16 protein-coding genes are annotated in these 15,710 nt (G+C 55.1%); 8 read left to right on the top strand and 8 right to left on the bottom strand.

Annotated elements, in window-relative coordinates:
• From nth to gstA, 3 genes are all read left to right on the top strand, one after another.
• On the top strand, nt 1-636 hold the full coding sequence (nth, locus tag B8P98_RS12650; RefSeq protein ID WP_025710826.1) for an endonuclease III: 636 nt from the start codon (nt 1-3) through the stop codon (nt 634-636).
• 601 nt (nt 637-1,237) lie between these two features.
• Entirely contained in the window at nt 1,238-2,743 is a 1,506-nt protein-coding gene (gene dtpA / locus B8P98_RS12640) for a dipeptide/tripeptide permease DtpA (protein ID WP_080896766.1), read from the top strand.
• A 110-nt stretch (nt 2,744-2,853) separates the two neighbouring features.
• Nucleotides 2,854-3,459 carry a glutathione transferase GstA gene (gene gstA, locus B8P98_RS12635; protein WP_025710828.1) on the top strand — a complete coding sequence of 202 codons (606 nt, stop codon included), beginning with the start codon at nt 2,854-2,856 and terminating at the stop codon, nt 3,457-3,459.
• 42 nt (nt 3,460-3,501) lie between these two features.
• On the opposite strand, the gene pdxY is transcribed toward gstA, so the two are convergent.
• From pdxY to anmK, 5 genes are all read right to left on the bottom strand, one after another.
• Nucleotides 3,502-4,362, bottom strand: coding sequence for a pyridoxal kinase PdxY (gene pdxY, locus B8P98_RS12630; RefSeq protein WP_095033085.1), 861 nt, complete (start codon nt 4,360-4,362; stop codon nt 3,502-3,504).
• Between the two features lie 60 nt (nt 4,363-4,422).
• The gene (tyrS, locus tag B8P98_RS12625; protein WP_080924141.1) at nt 4,423-5,697 is read right to left on the bottom strand and encodes a tyrosine--tRNA ligase; all 1,275 of its coding nucleotides are present in this window, start codon (nt 5,695-5,697) and stop codon (nt 4,423-4,425) included.
• Nucleotides 5,698-5,821: 124 nt separating this feature from the next.
• A complete protein-coding gene (gene pdxH, locus B8P98_RS12620) occupies nt 5,822-6,478 on the bottom strand; it encodes a pyridoxamine 5'-phosphate oxidase (protein WP_025710831.1) in 657 nt (218 codons plus the stop codon).
• 57 nt (nt 6,479-6,535) lie between these two features.
• Nucleotides 6,536-6,859, bottom strand: coding sequence for a C-type lysozyme inhibitor (gene mliC / locus B8P98_RS12615; protein ID WP_042929030.1), 324 nt, complete (start codon nt 6,857-6,859; stop codon nt 6,536-6,538).
• Between the two features lie 91 nt (nt 6,860-6,950).
• Nucleotides 6,951-8,075, bottom strand: coding sequence for an anhydro-N-acetylmuramic acid kinase (gene anmK, locus B8P98_RS12610; protein ID WP_025710833.1), 1,125 nt, complete (start codon nt 8,073-8,075; stop codon nt 6,951-6,953).
• Between the two features lie 267 nt (nt 8,076-8,342).
• On the opposite strand from anmK, the gene slyB reads away from it, so the two are divergent.
• The gene (slyB, locus tag B8P98_RS12605) at nt 8,343-8,810 is read left to right on the top strand and encodes an outer membrane lipoprotein SlyB (RefSeq protein WP_002907749.1); all 468 of its coding nucleotides are present in this window, start codon (nt 8,343-8,345) and stop codon (nt 8,808-8,810) included.
• A gap of 223 nt (nt 8,811-9,033) precedes the next feature.
• On the top strand, nt 9,034-10,395 hold the full coding sequence (locus B8P98_RS12600; RefSeq protein WP_095033084.1) for a sensor domain-containing diguanylate cyclase: 1,362 nt from the start codon (nt 9,034-9,036) through the stop codon (nt 10,393-10,395).
• A 34-nt stretch (nt 10,396-10,429) separates the two neighbouring features.
• On the opposite strand, the gene slyA is transcribed toward B8P98_RS12600, so the two are convergent.
• Nucleotides 10,430-10,870: a transcriptional regulator SlyA gene (gene slyA / locus B8P98_RS12595; protein WP_025710835.1), complete on the bottom strand. Its 441-nt coding sequence runs from the start codon at nt 10,868-10,870 to the stop codon at nt 10,430-10,432.
• 172 nt (nt 10,871-11,042) lie between these two features.
• Here slyA and B8P98_RS12590 point away from each other — a divergent pair, with 172 nt between their 5' ends.
• The 3 genes from B8P98_RS12590 to B8P98_RS12580 are packed head-to-tail and all read left to right on the top strand — an operon-like array spanning nt 11,043 to nt 14,210.
• Entirely contained in the window at nt 11,043-11,279 is a 237-nt protein-coding gene (locus B8P98_RS12590) for a DUF1656 domain-containing protein (RefSeq protein WP_025710836.1), read from the top strand.
• 10 nt (nt 11,280-11,289) lie between these two features.
• A complete protein-coding gene (locus tag B8P98_RS12585) occupies nt 11,290-12,186 on the top strand; it encodes an efflux RND transporter periplasmic adaptor subunit (protein WP_025710837.1) in 897 nt (298 codons plus the stop codon).
• Entirely contained in the window at nt 12,186-14,210 is a 2,025-nt protein-coding gene (locus B8P98_RS12580; protein WP_080896762.1) for an FUSC family protein, read from the top strand. The genes B8P98_RS12585 and B8P98_RS12580 overlap by 1 nt, the downstream gene beginning before the upstream one ends.
• Here the strand turns inward: B8P98_RS12580 and sodC are convergent.
• Nucleotides 14,203-14,724, bottom strand: a complete 522-nt coding sequence (gene sodC / locus B8P98_RS12575) for a superoxide dismutase [Cu-Zn] SodC (protein ID WP_025710839.1) — start codon at nt 14,722-14,724, stop codon at nt 14,203-14,205. The genes B8P98_RS12580 and sodC overlap by 8 nt on opposite strands.
• 69 nt (nt 14,725-14,793) lie before the next feature.
• Nucleotides 14,794-15,690: an aldo/keto reductase gene (locus B8P98_RS12570; protein WP_095033083.1), complete on the bottom strand. Its 897-nt coding sequence runs from the start codon at nt 15,688-15,690 to the stop codon at nt 14,794-14,796.
• Nucleotides 15,691-15,710: the final 20 nt, after the last annotated feature.

Below are 15,710 nucleotides of genomic sequence, written 5' to 3'. Positions count from 1 at the left end.
ATGAACAAAGCCAAACGCCTGGCGATCCTCACCAGGCTGCGGGAAAACGATCCCCACCCCACCACGGAGCTGCACTTCAGCTCCCCGTTCGAGCTGCTGATCGCCGTTCTGCTCTCGGCGCAGGCCACCGACGTCAGCGTCAACAAAGCAACAGCAAAGCTATATCCGGTGGCGAATACGCCCGCAGCGATGCTGGCGTTGGGTGTAGAGGGCGTTAAATCCTATATTAAGACCATTGGTCTGTTTAACAGCAAGGCAGAAAACGTCATCAAAACCTGTCGGATCCTGCTTGAACAGCACAACGGCGAAGTGCCGGAGGACAGAGCGGCACTGGAGGCCCTGCCTGGCGTGGGTCGTAAAACCGCAAACGTGGTGCTGAATACCGCGTTTGGCTGGCCGACGATTGCCGTAGATACTCACATTTTCCGCGTGTGTAACCGCACACAGTTCGCCCCGGGGAAAAACGTTGAGCAGGTGGAAGAGAAGCTTCTGAAAGTGGTACCCGCCGAGTTTAAGGTCGACTGTCATCACTGGCTTATTCTGCACGGACGTTATACCTGCATCGCCCGCAAGCCGCGCTGCGGCTCCTGCCTGATAGAAGACCTTTGTGAATTTAAAGAGAAAGTCTACGCCTGATCTCTGCTGCCGAGCCATTACCTAACCCTGAGTTATGGCTCGGATTTATGCATTTAACCCGCCGTTAACACCATAAAACCCGGCGTATTATGGCTAATAATCCGGCTATATAACGAACAGTCAGTTCTTTCTTTTTTTCTCAACGCAAAATTTCTATACATTTGTGATCGAGATCATACTCGCAACTTATTGTTGATCTGTTGTTGCAAAATTGAAAATAAAAGTCAGGGATTACAATGGGTGGACAAAGTTTACCAGGATAATTACCCATTATTTTTTAGGATAATGGTCCATATCACTACCATTTCGCTTAATCAGTAGAATATATCGCCTTTTCGCCACACCTGCGCTGAGGATTAAGATAAAAATATCATCGATAGCGAAACGGTGAAATTTAACTCTGGATAACATTCATATGTCCGGAGCATTATACCACCTACAATATGTGTAACAGATTATTACAAAAGCCTTGCCTGATGCGCCAGGATAGTGAACATTACTTGCCGTTTTCCCTCCAAGAATAACTATAAAGGCGGCGGTCCAACGAGATTGCGCCCCGAACACCCCCCAGTAAATATGGGATGTAAAAAAAGAGGTATATGTGTCTACTGCAAACAATAAACCAGCAGAAAGCGTGAGTCTGAACGCTTTCAAACAACCACGCGCGTTCTATCTCATTTTCTCGATCGAGTTGTGGGAGCGTTTTGGTTATTACGGCCTGCAAGGGATCATGGCCGTTTACCTGGTAAAACAGCTGGGTATGTCGGAAGCGGATTCCATTACTCTGTTCTCTTCTTTTAGCGCGCTGGTCTACGGCCTGGTTGCTATTGGCGGCTGGCTCGGCGATAAAGTGCTGGGCACCAAACGTGTCATCATGCTGGGTGCTATCGTGCTGGCCATCGGCTATGCGCTGGTGGCCTGGTCCGGCCATGATGCTGCCATCGTCTATATGGGTATGGCGACCATCGCCGTCGGTAACGGCCTGTTTAAAGCCAACCCGTCTTCCCTGCTTTCGACCTGCTATGACAAAAACGACCCGCGTCTGGACGGTGCATTCACCATGTACTACATGTCCATCAACATCGGTTCGTTCTTCTCTATGCTCGCAACCCCGTGGCTGGCCGCTCGTTTCGGCTGGAGCGTGGCGTTTGCCCTCAGCGTAGTGGGGATGGTGATCACGATTATTAACTTTGCCTTCTGCCAGAAATGGGTAAAACAGTACGGCTCCAAACCGGACTTTGCCCCGGTACACATGGGCAAACTGCTGGCGACCATCGCTGGCGTAGTGGTGCTGGTCGCCATCGCCACCTGGCTGCTGCACAATCAGGGTATCGCACGTATGGTGCTGGGCGTCGTCGCGCTGGGTATCGTCGTGATTTTCGCCAAAGAAACCATGGGCCTGAAAGGCGCCCCGCGTCGTAAAATGATCGTCGCCTTCCTGCTGATGGTAGAAGCGATTGTCTTCTTCGTACTGTACAGCCAGATGCCGACGTCCCTGAACTTCTTCGCCATCCGTAACGTGGAGCACTCGATCCTCGGACTCGCCTTCGAGCCGGAACAATATCAGGCGCTGAACCCGTTCTGGATCATGATTGGTAGCCCGATTCTGGCCGCCATCTACAACAAGATGGGTGATCGCCTGCCGATGCCGCATAAGTTTGCTATCGGTATGGTACTGTGCTCTGGCGCGTTCCTCGTCCTGCCTTTAGGAGCGAAGTTCGCCAGCGACGCCGGTATCGTCTCGGTGAACTGGCTGATTCTGAGCTACGCGCTGCAGTCTATCGGTGAACTGATGATTTCCGGCCTCGGCCTGGCGATGGTCGCTCAGCTGGTTCCTCAGCGTTTGATGGGCTTCATTATGGGTAGCTGGTTCCTCACCACGGCAGGTGCGGCGATCATCGCCGGTAAAATCGCTAACCTGATGGCGGTCCCGGAGAATGTTACCGATCCGCTGGTGTCGCTGGAAGTGTACGGTCACGTATTCCTGCAGATTGGTATCGTCACTGCGGTTATCGCCGTCCTGATGCTGCTGACGGCGCCGAAACTGAATCGTATGACTCAGGACGACAGCGCCGACATTAAAGCACGCGAAACCGCGGCAGCCTGACGCCGCAGGGAAAACTAAATATTTTTAAGCCGCTAACGTTAGGTTAGCGGCTTTTTTTTTACCCCTGGCAGGACTAACATACACAAAACTGCAGCCACGAGGAGTCACGCATGAAACTGTTCTACAAACCCGGCGCCTGTTCCCTTGCCTCGCATATCGCCCTGCGCGAAAGCGGTCTGGATTTCACTTTACAGAGCGTAGATCTGGCCAAAAAACGGCTGGAAAACGGGGATGACTATCTTCTGATCAACCCGAAAGGTCAGGTTCCGGCACTGCTGCTGGATGATGAGATCCTGCTTACCGAGGGCGTGGCCATTATGCAGTACATTGCAGACCAGGTTCCGGATCGTCACCTGCTGGCACCGGTGGGCACTATTGCCCGCTATCAGACGCTGGAGTGGCTCAACTACGTGGCGACGGAGCTGCATAAAGGCTTTACCCCGCTGTTCCGCCCTGACACCCCGGAGGACTATAAGCCCGTCGCCCGCGCCCTGCTGGAGAAGAAGCTGGAGTACGTTGACGCAACGCTGGCGGATAAACAGTGGCTGACCGGCCATCGCTTCACGATTGCCGATGGTTATCTGTTCACGGTGCTGCGTTGGGGCTACGGGATCAAACTGAATATGGCTGCCTACGGTCATATCGGCAGCTGGATGGCGCAGGTGGCAGCGCGTCCGGCGGTGGCTGACGCACTGGCGGCGGAAGGCGTCAAGTAAGTTCTGGAGCTGCCCGGCGGCCTGCCGGGCAGAAACGAAACGTTACAAGCGGGTGGCGCTGAAGCAATGCTCCGGCATGGCGATACGATCCTGCGCCGCCACCACCTGCAGTTCATACTCCTGCATGTTTTTGGTGGTCAACATAATCTCGTACACTGCGGCAGTAACGTGCTCGAGCGCATCACGCAGGCTGGCGCCCTGCAACAGTTTTACCAGCAGTAAACCGCTGGTCACATCGCCAACGCCGACCGGCTGACGCAGGCCAAAATCCACCAGCGGCCGGCTGATATGCCAGGCTTCATCAGCCGTCACCAGCAGCATCTCAAAACGATCCATGCTCAGACCCGCACGGGCGAGATGCTTGACTAATACCACTTCCGGACCCTGAGCAATCAGCTCCCGCGCCGCAGCCACCGCGTCGTTCACGCTGGCGACCGGATGACCGCACAGGATCTCCAGCTCCACCAGATTCGGCGCAATGATATCGCTGGCCGGTAGCGCATAGCGCACGTGGAATTCCGCCACGCCCGGCGCGACGATGCAGCCTTTCTCGGGATGGCCCATCACCGGGTCGCAAAAATACTTCGCCGCCGGATTGGCCGCTTTTACCTGACGCACGATACCGAGGATATGCTCGCCCTGCTCAGCGGAGCCGAGATAGCCGCTCAGTACCGCGTCACAAGTCTGCAGCTTATCAATAGCGGCAATGCCCTGGACGATCTCCGTCAGGTGTGCAGGCGGCATGACGCAGCCGGTCCATTTGCCGTACTGCGTATGATTAGAGAACTGCACGGTATTCAGGGGCCAGACATTGGCGCCCAGACGGCGCATCGGAAACTCGGCGGCGCTGTTGCCGGCGTGGCCAAATACAACGTGAGACTGAATGGCGAGGATGTTCTTCATTTTCTTACCACAACCCTAAAAAGAAAAAGGGCGTGGTTTCCCACGCCCTGGTAGTATTTATTATTTCCAGCACACCAGGCAGTAATTTTTCTTACCGCGGCGCAGCAAGGTGTAGCGGCCAAACAGACGGTCGCTGTCGGCAAAAACATATTCCGGGTCGGCCTGTTTTTCACCGTTGATGGTAACCGCATTAGAAGCGACGGTTTTACGCGCCTGTCCGCGGGACGGCTGCAGCTCGGAATCCACCAGCGCCTGCAGCAGATCGGCGCCTTTTTCCATTTCGATCATCGGCACGCCATCCTGCGCCAGCTGCTCGAAATCGGCTTCGCTCAGATCGCTCAGATTACCATTGAACAGGCTTTCGGTAATGCGCTTCGCCGCTTCCAGCCCTTCTTCGCCGTGCACCAGGCGCGTCACCTGCTCTGCCAGCACATACTGGGCGCGCGGCACTTTACCGCTGTTTTTGTCTTCTTCTTCCAGAGCATTGATCTCAGCAATGTCCATAAAGGTGAAGAACTTGAGGAAGCGATAAACGTCCGCATCCGCGGTGTTGATCCAGAACTGGTAGAATTTATACGGACTGGTTTTCTTCGGATCCAGCCATACCGCGCCGCCCTCGGTTTTACCGAATTTGGTGCCATCGGCTTTGGTGATCAGCGGAACCGTCAGGCCAAACACCTGGTTCTGGTGCAGACGACGGGTCAGATCGATACCGGAGGTAATGTTGCCCCACTGGTCGGAACCGCCGATTTGCAGTGCCACGCCGTGCAGCTTGTTCAGGCAGGCGAAGTCATACCCCTGCAGCAGGTTGTAAGAGAACTCGGTAAAGGAGATACCCTGATCGTCACGATTCAGGCGCTGCTTCACCGCTTCTTTATTAATCATCTGGTTAACAGAGAAGTGTTTACCGATATCGCGCAGGAAGGTCAGCACATTCATGCTGCCAAACCAGTCATAGTTGTTCGCCGCAATCGCCGAATTGTCCCCGCAGTCAAAATCAAGGAACGGGGCCACCTGTTTGCGGATTTTATCCACCCACTGCTGCACGGTATCCTCGGTGTTTAGCTTACGCTCAGCGGCTTTGAAGCTTGGGTCGCCAATCAGACCGGTTGCGCCGCCCACCAGCGCCACAGGTTTATGGCCTGCCTGCTGGAAGCGTTTCAGGCATAACAATGGAACAAGATGCCCCAAATGCAAGCTGTCAGCGGTAGGATCGAAGCCGCAATAGAGCGCGATCGGGCCTTGCGCCAGTCGCTCTGCTAACGCTTCCTCGTCCGTCACCTGGGCTACCAGCCCCCGCTCTTGCAATTGTTTAATCAAGTTACTGCTTGCCATCAAATTCTCCATGTATAAACGACTGCACCTCTGCCGGTACACGACTTTTCGCCAGATGCGAAAAGTACATAGAATAAAGCGCCGGCCCATTCAGCGCCAGCGCTTCGATAACTAATTTCGGCGTTTACGGCGCCAGGCGGTCTATTTTCCAGGCGCCATTATCGCGCTGGTATAAAAAGCGGTCATGCAGGCGGTGTTCTCCACCCTGCCAGAACTCCATCTGCTCAATGCTGACGCGGAAGCCGCCCCAGAAGCTCGGCAGTGGCACTTCGCCCTGCTGGAATTTTTGTTTCAGTTCGAGAAATTTACTTTCCAGAATACCGCGAGCGGAGATCCGGCTCGACTGTTTCGAGACCCAGGCGCCAATCTGGCTGTCGCGCGGGCGGCTATGGAAATATTTGACCACTTCCAGCGTCGACAAACGCTCCGCTTTGCCGATCACCATCACCTGGCGCTCCAGCATATGCCATGGAAAAAGCAGGCTCACCTGCGGGTTGTTTTCAATCTGATGGGCTTTGCGGCTGCCAAGGTTGGTATAAAACACCAGCCCTTTTTCGTCGTAATGCTTCAACAGAACGATGCGCTGGTAGGGTTGACCGCGCTCATCCACGGTGGCAACCACCATGGCCGTCGGGTCAGCGAGTTTCGCGTCGCAAGCCTGGCGTAACCAGCGTTCAAACAGCGGCAGGGGTTCAGCAGGAAGATCGTGGCGACGCAAACCGCCACGGGTATATTCACGGCGCAAATGCGCAATTTGCTGGAGTTCGTCGTTATCAGACATGGCCATTGAGGAAGTAGTCATAAGGTGGCGTTATTGTGCGCCCCCCCGACAGAAATCTCAACGTTTGGCCGTCTGGAGCTGACAGTTATCGAGGACGATGCGGTCACGCTTATAGACGGTAGCGGTATCGCCCTTCGACCAGAAGACATAGACGCCATCGGTGTAGCGCGCGCCGGAGGCCGACAGCCCCTCAGCCAGATTCAACTGCTGATTATCATAGATAAAGCTAACCTGCTGACGCGCATTATTGCGATGGACCGTCAACGGTTTCTGGTCGCACTGATACTCAAGCGTGTCCGTCTGCATCCGCTCAACGAACTGGTTGTAGTAGCTACAGCCCGCCAGCATAAAAGGTACAACTGCGATAAGAATTTTTTTCATTCGTTTGCCTTCGACTTTCCCGGTCACGGAGGGCGCTCACCCTCCCCTTAACCGGTCCAGTTTACTGGTAGCGTCCTGGTTAATATTTCAGTTAACTCCGATTCTGCGGTGGATTAGCGGGAAATATAGCCCCCAGCACCGTGGCTTCACTGGCCCCCGTGACTGACGGCAGATTGCCCGGTAAACCGGCAAGCGTGCGCCAGGCAAGCCAGGCGAAGGCCAGAGCTTCCATATCATCACCGCTGATACCCGCCTCGTCGGTGGTCGACACTTCCGTTCCCGGCAGCAGAGCCGCCAGGCGCGCCATCAACAGCGGGTTGCGTGCACCGCCGCCGCACACTAACAAACGCTCGCAGCCGCCGCTTAACAATACCTGCTCACTGATGGTGACAGCAGTCAACTCCGCCAGGGTAGCTTGCACGTCCTGCCCGCGAAGTCCTGGGTAACGAGCCAGATGTTGCTCCAGCCAGCCGTAATTGAAATATTCACGACCGGTGCTTTTCGGCGCCGGCAACGCAAACCACGGATCGCTTAGCATATCCTGCAGCAGCGGCAGCAGCACTTTCCCTTCGCTGGCCCATTGCGCATCCTTGTCATAGGGTTTCCCCCGCTGACGCCAGATCCAGGCGTCGAGTAACATATTGCCGGGTCCGGTATCATAGCCGCGCACCGGCTGGCCTGGCACCAGTAACGAGACGTTGGCGATCCCGCCGATATTGAGCACCATCCGCCGCTCAACCGGATGGGCCAGCAACGCATGATGAAATGCCGGAACCAGCGGCGCACCCTGCCCGCCTAGCGCCATATCACGGCGACGAAAATCACCGACGACAGTGACCCCGGTATGGGCAGCAATTTGGTTGTTATCGCCAATTTGTAGCGTGTGCGGCGCATCGCCAAGCGGTTCGTGCCATACGGTTTGCCCATGGCAGCCAATGGCAATCACATCTGTCGGTTTGAGGTTCTCCTGGCGCATCAATGCCTGTACGGCCTCGGCAAACAGCCGTCCCAGACGAGTATCCAGACGCCCCAGCTGTGACAGGGTCAGCGGCTGCCCCTGACAAATAGCGAGGATCTCTTCTTTTATCGCCTGCGGGATGGGCCAGCTGAGACTGGCCTGCTGCGCCACCAAATTTTCGTTAATGGCGGCTAACACGACATCGATACCATCAAGGCTGGTACCGGACATAACGCCAATAAAGCGACCCGATCTCATACGTTTTCCTTCATTCCATGACCCTCGTATGCCCCTCACTCCATCATAAAGTGCTCGCTAATGCTATGTTGTAATAATACTTTTTAACAATAGAGCGACAATTCAGAGAACATCGTAAAGAAGCGGCGTTTAGTTTAGGTTGAAGCACCATTAATTATTATTTTTTGTATAGTCCGAGGAGAACCTATGCCCGCCGACGACTAAATGCCATATAATTAACCGTATGGACGTTCAATTGAACACCTTCGGTGAACAGGAGATTCATAAATGATTTTACGTGTTTTGGCTGTATCGATGATTGGTTTTACGCTCGCAGGCTGCGTCAGCAGCAGCGGCCTGTCCGGCGACGTTTATTCCGCATCTGAAGCCAAACAGGTGCAGAGCGTGACATACGGTACGATTGTCCATACGCGCGCCGTACAGATCCAGAGCGGTGATGACAGCAATGCGATTGGCGCGATTGGGGGTGCTGTGCTGGGCGGGTTCCTCGGGAACACCATCGGCGGCGGTACCGGTCGCTCCCTGGCAACCGCGGCAGGTGCGGTCGCCGGTGGCGTAGCGGGTCAGGGTGTACAGGGTGCGATGAATAAAACGCAGGGTGTCGAGCTGGAAATCCGTAAGGATGACGGCAACACCATCATGGTAGTGCAGAAACAAGGCAGCACGCCGTTCTCCGTCGGCCAGCGCGTGGCGATTGCCGGAAGCGGCAGCCAGGTCACCGTCTCTCCACGATAATCACCCTTACGATGCGGCCGATAGCGCCGCATCGTATTTTTCGGCGTCGTTTATTTCCACGTAACAGATTCGTATTAGCCCTCAGACTTATTAATTTAATTAATCCATCAATCATTGCGCCTGCGCAATATCTTGTCCTGCTCACCCCACTACTCTCAACGGGTAATAACATTTTTGTCGCCTGAATGTCGATATTGCTGCTTTTTGTTGTGGAATCTTCTCTATGCGCATACCTGCGAATCATCTTACAAAACGTATCATCATTTATATTTTTATTTGTATCTTAGCGGGGGTAGGCATCGCCGGATTGACGGTTTTTTTTCATAGCAGCCTCAGCATCACTTCTTCAATATTATTTCCTCTGCTTACCAGCTTTTTGATGGTATTTCACATTACTATCGCCTGCTTTATGGGGATGAAGTACTGGAGCAGTAAACGCCGTTTGTATCTGACCCCTATTGCATTCGCTTTCGCCTGTTCCGCACTTCTGATGCTGGGCACCCTCAGCAGTTATCCGGACTGGTGGACCTGCATGACGACTCCAGTGGTCAAACACAATGACGCCGTTATATATTATTTCTTCCGTAATATAATGATGGCTTTATCATTCATGTCATCAATAATATTATACTATTTCCGCCAGCGTTTGATGCATTCGTGGAAAGCGCACGCAATTACATTCATGGCGTGTATTATTTTTTCTTTAACTATTATTATTTTGTCCTGGCTCTTCTCAAGCCACTCACCGTGGTTGAACATCGACTTCATCGATGATACCAGCCATACTTTTACACCGCTGTGGCAAAGTATTACTGGCTGGGTGCTGATATGCATCTGGTTTATTACATTGATTTTATTAATCTGCCTGAGCAAATTGCGCAATATATTTTGGTATAGCGGCGCTTTTTTTTGCAGCGCTTATCTCTTTACCCTGTATCAGCTCCTCTCCGTCACGGGGGACCTCGATCAAACCTGGTACCAGGCTCGTTTCTTTGAAACGCTCTGCACACTGTTCCTCATCCTGGTGCTGCTGGTTGATGTTTTCATTCTCTACCGGGAATCGAACCATAAGTACGTCAATTCGTATCAGAACTCGATCCGTGATCCTTTAACTCGTCTCTACAACCGCAGCTTCTTCTACGACACCCTCAATCAGCAGCTTTCGAAGGTCAATGCCCAGCATCCGCTGTCGGTGCTGGTCAGCGACCTCGACCACTTCAAACGCATCAACGATAACTACGGTCACGTAGTAGGGGATAAAGTGATCCAGTTCGCCGCCTCGGTACTGGAGAACCATTCGCGTGTTGACGACGCCGCCGCACGGATTGGCGGGGAAGAGTTTGCTTTATTGTTGGTCAATACCGGTGAAGAAGATGCCCAGGCGATTGCCGAACGAATCCGCCAGGCGGTCAGCGTTGAGCAGAGCCATTTGCCGGAACGAATGACCATCAGTATGGGCGTGTATACGACGCGTAACGCCAGCGTGAGCGCAGAGGAGTGCGTCCAGCGGGCGGATGCGGCCATGTACGAAGCAAAAAACAGCGGGCGTAATCGGGTGGTGGTCTGGCGCGGTCAGAGTAACTGAAAAAAGGCCCGGGGCAATCCGGGCCGCAAAAAGATTAATCTTTTGCCTGGAGATCGAGGATATTTTGTTCAAGCTTGCGAATTAAGTGGAGCAACGTTTCCACTTCCTGCTTCGACACCCCTGTCAGGATCTCGTCGCGGGTCTTGCCTATCACCTCTTCCATCTCATTGATCAGCGGTTCAGCTTTTTCGGTTAGTTTGATGCGTTTGGCCCGCCGATCGCTTGCGCAGGTCTGGCGCGAAATGAGCCCCTTTTCCTCCAGTTGATCGAGCGTGCGCACCAGCGATGGCTGTTCGATACCAATGGCTTTCGCCAGTTGGATCTGCGACTGCTCAGGCGGCAGCTGGTGGATGTTATGCAGCGTGACCCAGTGGGTCTGCGTTAACTCCAGAGGTTTCAGGCGATGGTCGATTAGTGCGCGCCAAACGCGGACTAAACGTGCCAGATCAGAACCAAGTGGCGATTCCAATTTCATCTCCTTATAATTAGCTTGCTAAGTTATTATACTGATTTTAGAATAGTGTGCAGCATTTGAATTACCAAAACAAATGAATTACTTGATTCAACAAAAACCAAAACAATGATTTACACTGTTAAAGAGTAGCACGTCCTGGGGTTATCCCTGTAATGGCAAAGGATTTTTGCTTGTGAAACTGAGTCTTAACACATCCGGATTGCCGCTGCAGGACCTCGTGTTCGGCGCATCCGTCTATTTCCCCCCGCTGTTCAAAGCTGTTTTGTTAGGTTTTTTTATCTGGTTGTTGTTACATCGCCAGCTGCGTGACTGGATGTATGCGGGCGACATCTGGCATCCCTTGCTGATGGATCTCTCCCTGTTTGCGCTCTCGGTCTGTCTGGCCCTGGTGTTACTGATTGCCTGGTGATCTCCCTGCTATGAAAAAATTAAAATATCTCTCAACGCTGTTAGTGGCGGCCATCGCCTTGATTGCCGCATGGTTGTTATGGAGTTTCTACACCCAGTCTCCGTGGACTCGCGACGGTAAAGTCCGTGCGGAACAGGTCGGGATCACCCCGCAGGTTTCCGGCAGTATTCTGCAGTTGAACGTGACCGATAACCAACGGGTAAACGCGGGAGATGTCCTGTTCACCATCGATGATACCCCCTACCGCATCGCCGTATTAAACGCACAGGCACAGCTGGCGAAAGCGCAAGCCGAGGTGGCGAAAGCGCAGGCTGAGCAAAGCAAGGCTGCCAGCGATGCCCGCCGCCGCCGCAACCTGTCGCAAAATGCTATCTCGACTGAAGATCTTGAGAACGTCAATACGGCGCTGAACACGGCCACCACCACCCTCGCCGCCGCCAAAGCCAGTATGGGGGTCGCCGAGGCGACGCTGAAACATGCGCAGTGGCAGCTTAGCCAGACGACGGTTAAAGCCCCCGTGGACGGCTGGGTGACTAACCTCTCCACCCGGATCGGCGACTACGCTACCACTGGCCATCCAGTCTTCGCCCTGGTCGACAGCCATTCGTTCTACGTTCTGGGTTACTTTGAAGAGACCAAACTGCGCCATATTCGCATCGGCGATCCGGCGCAGATAATCCTCTACAGCAATCAGCAAACGCTGCAGGGTCATGTCGCCAGCATCGGCCGCGCGATTGTCGATCAGAGCGTCGAACAGGGAAGCGGTCTGGTGGCTAATATCAAACCCAATATCCCCTGGGTCCGTCTCGCGCAGCGCGTCCCGGTACGGATCGCGTTCGATAAGCTGCCGGCCGACGTCACGCTGGTCTCCGGGACCACCTGCACGGTCTCGGTTGGCGGACAGTAATGAATCTACAGCCCCTGTCGTGGCGCACACTGCCCTGGGTTAAAGCCACCCGGCCGCAGTGGCGATATGCACTGCGCAATGGCATTGCCATGTGTCTGGCGCTGAGTATTGCCTACGCGCTGGATCTCGATGAACCCTACTGGGCGATGACGTCTGCGGCGGTGGTAAGCTTCCCCACCGTCGGCGGGGTAATCAGTAAAAGTTTTGGCCGCATCGCCGGCAGCCTGCTCGGCGCCTGTGCCGCACTGCTGCTGGCAGGTCATACCCTCAACGATCCCTGGCTATTTCTGTTGAGTATCTCCGGCTGGCTGGCACTGTGTACCTGGGCCTGTGCCCTGTTCACCAACAACGTGGCCTATGCCTTTCAGCTCGCCGGCTATACCTGCGCTATCATCGCCTTTCCGGTCATTAACATCAGCGACAGCTACGAACTGTGGGTCATCGCACAGTCGCGTGTCTGCGAAGTCATTGTCGGGATCCTCTGCGGGGGGGTGATGATGATGATCCTGCCAAGTACCTCCGACGGCAGCAACCTGCTGACGGCGTTAAAGACTATGCACGCCCGGCTGCTGGAGCACGCCAGCTTGCTGTGGGTGCCAGAAACGACGGATGCCATCCGCACCGCCCATGAAAGCGTGATTGGCCAGATCCTGACCATGAACCTGCTACGGATCCAGGCCTTCTGGAGCCACTACCGCTTCCGGCGGCAGAACCCCCTGTTGAACTATCTGCTGCATCAGCAGCTCAGAATGACCAGCGTCATCTCCAGCCTGCGGCGCATGCTGCTGAACTGGCCCGACGCTCCGACGTACACGCGTGAAGTACTGGAGTCGCTGCTCACTGAACTGGCAACCCCCCGCGCCGACAGCTATCACGTCGCACGGATCCTGGCGCCGCTGGCACCGCCGCCGGGCGCGGATTACCGGCATATCGCCTTCTGGGCGCGGTTACGCTATTTCTGCCGTATTTATCTCGAAAGCAGTCGCTGGATCCGTCGGGTTGAAAACGCGTCGGCCATCACCGAGTTCAATGTACCCTCGGCACCCGCACTGGCACGCCACACCGATCAGGCAGAAGCCTTGCTCAACGGCATCCGTACCTTTTGCGCGCTGGTGGCGATTGGCGCGTGGGGGATCAGTACCCAGTGGACCAGCTGCGCGGCGGCTCTGACGCTGGCCTCCATTTGCTGCGTGCTCTATTCGGTTTCCGCCTCGCCGTTTCGCTCGCTGACGCTGCTGATGCAGACCCTGGTGCTGCTCTCGCTGTTCAGTTTTGTGGTGAAGTTCGGCCTGATGGTACAGATAACCGACCTGTGGCAGTTTCTGCTGTTTCTGTTCCCGTTGCTGACTACCATGCAGTTGCTCAAGCTGCAGTGGCCAAAATTTGCCGGCCTGTGGGGGCAGCTTATCGTCTTTATGGGCTCGTTTATCTCCGTGACCAACCCGCCGGTGTACGACTATGCGGCTTTTTTTAATGACAATTTAAGTAAGATTGTCGGCGTGGGCTTTGCCTGGCTGGCCTTTGCGATACTCAGTCCCGGCTCAGACGCCCGCAAAGGGCGGCGCCATATCAGGGCGTTACGGCGTCACTTTGTCGATCAGCTCAGCCGTCATCCCCAGCACAGTGAGCATGAATTTGAATCGCTGGTCTATCATCACGTCAGTCAGTTGAGTCAAAGTAAAGATGCTCTGGCCCGGCGCTGGCTGCTGCGTTGGGGCGTTGTGCTGCTGAACTGTTCACACGTCGTCTGGCAGCTACGTGAATGGGAGACCCGCTCTGATCCCCTCGCCCAGGTGCGCGATCTGTGCATTAACTTGCTGCGTGATGTGATGAGCGAGCGTGGCGTACAGCAGCGACCACTGGCCTCCACTCTGCAGGAGCTGCTGCGGATCTGTGACGCCCTTAACCACCACCATCAGCCGGCAGCCCGGGAGCTGGCCGCCGCAATCTGGCGGCTCTATTGCGCCCTGTCGCAGCTGGAACAGGCCCCGATCGCCGGCACGATTGGCGAAAAGACTACTTAATCACTCCGCAGGCAAACCGCTCGCCGCCGCCGCCCAGCGGCTGCGGGCTGTCCGCCATATTATCGCCACCGACGTGGACCATCAGCGCCTTCCCTTTCACTTCTGCCAGTGTTTTCAGTCGCGGGGCAATAATCGGCTGGGCGGCCACACCCGCATCATTAACCACCAGCAGGGGCAGATCGCCAAGATGACCGGTGCCCAACGGCCCTTCATGTTTACCGGTATGTTGTGGATCGTAATGGCCACCCGCCGCCCCGGCGGCCACGGCTTTGCCCTCTTTCATCGCCGGCTGGCAGCTGCCTTCAGCATGGATATGAAACCCATGCTTGCCCGGCGGTAACGCCCGCAGATCGGGGGCAAACTCAAGGCCGCGATCGGTTTCGGTAATTTTTACACTACCGATGGACTGCCCGACGCCCTGGCTGGTCACAAGATTTAGTTGAACATCTTCACTGACGGCCTGTGCGCCAGCGCAAAATGCGAGGGAAAGGATTGCGAGAATACATCGTTGCATAACACCTCCGGATGGCTGTCTCCCTGTTAAGTGTAAACCAGGAACCGCTTTCCGGAGGCGAAATGCCCGTTACGGGACGTCGTAGCCGAGCGCGGCTTTACGGATACGGAACCATTGCTGACGGGTCATGCTGAGTTTTTCGGCCACAATCGCCGAGCGCACACGCTCGATTTTGCCCGAACCAATAATTGGCAGCGGCTGCGACGGCAGACGCAGTACCCAGGCATAAACCACCTGCTCGATGCTGTCGGCGTTGAGCTCGTGCGCCACCTGCGCCAGCTCATCGCGCAGCGGCTGGAAGCCCTCTTCGTTAAACAGGCGACCACCGCCAAGGCAAGACCATGCCATCGGCCGAATGCGCAGTTGCTGCAGTTGATCGAGGGTACCATCGAGCAGCAGAGGCTGATGCACCGGTGAAATTTCAACCTGGTTAGTGGCGAGGGTAAACGGCAGGCGCGACTGCAGCAGCGTGAACTGGGCAGGAGTAAAGTTGGATACGCCAAAATGGCGCACTTTGCCGCTGTGATGCAGCGCGAGGAAAGCTTCTGCCACCTCATCGGCATCCATCAGTGGGTCCGGACGGTGGATCAGCAGCAGATCGAGATGATCTGTCGCCAGGTTACGCAGCGATTGCTCAGCGCTCAGTACGATGTGGTCGCGGTCAGTAATATAGTGGCCGATAGTGTTTTCGGCGCGCGCCCGGGTAGCAATGCCGCATTTGCTGACAATCTCCATCCGGCTACGCAGATGCGGCGCCAGCTTTAGCGCTTCGCCAAAGGCGGTTTCACACTGGTAATCGCCATAGATGTCGGCATGATCGACGGTCGTCACGCCTAAATCGAGATGTTGTTCAATAAAGCTGACCAGCTTGCCAGGAGACATCTGCCAGTCCATCAGACGCCAGTAGCCCATCACAAAACGCGAAAATTCCGGCCCCTGGGGAGCCATAGCAATACGCTGAACCATAACCGCTTCCTCAATAAAAA

This window comes from Klebsiella quasivariicola, assembly GCF_002269255.1.
Taxonomy (GTDB): Bacteria; Pseudomonadota; Gammaproteobacteria; order Enterobacterales; family Enterobacteriaceae; genus Klebsiella; species Klebsiella quasivariicola.
This window is presented reverse-complemented; position numbering and strand designations above follow the sequence as displayed.

Excerpts from the sequence above, each read along its gene's own strand:
- nth (WP_025710826.1), top strand. The coding sequence starts at position 1 with ATGAACAAAGCCAAACGCCTGGCGATCCTCACCAGGCTGCGGGAAAAC.
- gstA (WP_025710828.1), top strand. The coding sequence starts at position 2,854 with ATGAAACTGTTCTACAAACCCGGCGCCTGTTCCCTTGCCTCGCATATC.
- pdxY (WP_095033085.1), bottom strand. The coding sequence starts at position 4,362 with ATGAAGAACATCCTCGCCATTCAGTCTCACGTTGTATTTGGCCACGCC.
- tyrS (WP_080924141.1), bottom strand. The coding sequence starts at position 5,697 with ATGGCAAGCAGTAACTTGATTAAACAATTGCAAGAGCGGGGGCTGGTA.
- pdxH (WP_025710831.1), bottom strand. The coding sequence starts at position 6,478 with ATGTCTGATAACGACGAACTCCAGCAAATTGCGCATTTGCGCCGTGAA.
- mliC (WP_042929030.1), bottom strand. The coding sequence starts at position 6,859 with ATGAAAAAAATTCTTATCGCAGTTGTACCTTTTATGCTGGCGGGCTGT.
- anmK (WP_025710833.1), bottom strand. The coding sequence starts at position 8,075 with ATGAGATCGGGTCGCTTTATTGGCGTTATGTCCGGTACCAGCCTTGAT.
- slyB (WP_002907749.1), top strand. The coding sequence starts at position 8,343 with ATGATTTTACGTGTTTTGGCTGTATCGATGATTGGTTTTACGCTCGCA.
- B8P98_RS12600 (WP_095033084.1), top strand. The coding sequence starts at position 9,034 with ATGCGCATACCTGCGAATCATCTTACAAAACGTATCATCATTTATATT.
- slyA (WP_025710835.1), bottom strand. The coding sequence starts at position 10,870 with ATGAAATTGGAATCGCCACTTGGTTCTGATCTGGCACGTTTAGTCCGC.
- B8P98_RS12585 (WP_025710837.1), top strand. The coding sequence starts at position 11,290 with ATGAAAAAATTAAAATATCTCTCAACGCTGTTAGTGGCGGCCATCGCC.
- B8P98_RS12580 (WP_080896762.1), top strand. The coding sequence starts at position 12,186 with ATGAATCTACAGCCCCTGTCGTGGCGCACACTGCCCTGGGTTAAAGCC.
- sodC (WP_025710839.1), bottom strand. The coding sequence starts at position 14,724 with ATGCAACGATGTATTCTCGCAATCCTTTCCCTCGCATTTTGCGCTGGC.
- B8P98_RS12570 (WP_095033083.1), bottom strand. The coding sequence starts at position 15,690 with ATGGTTCAGCGTATTGCTATGGCTCCCCAGGGGCCGGAATTTTCGCGT.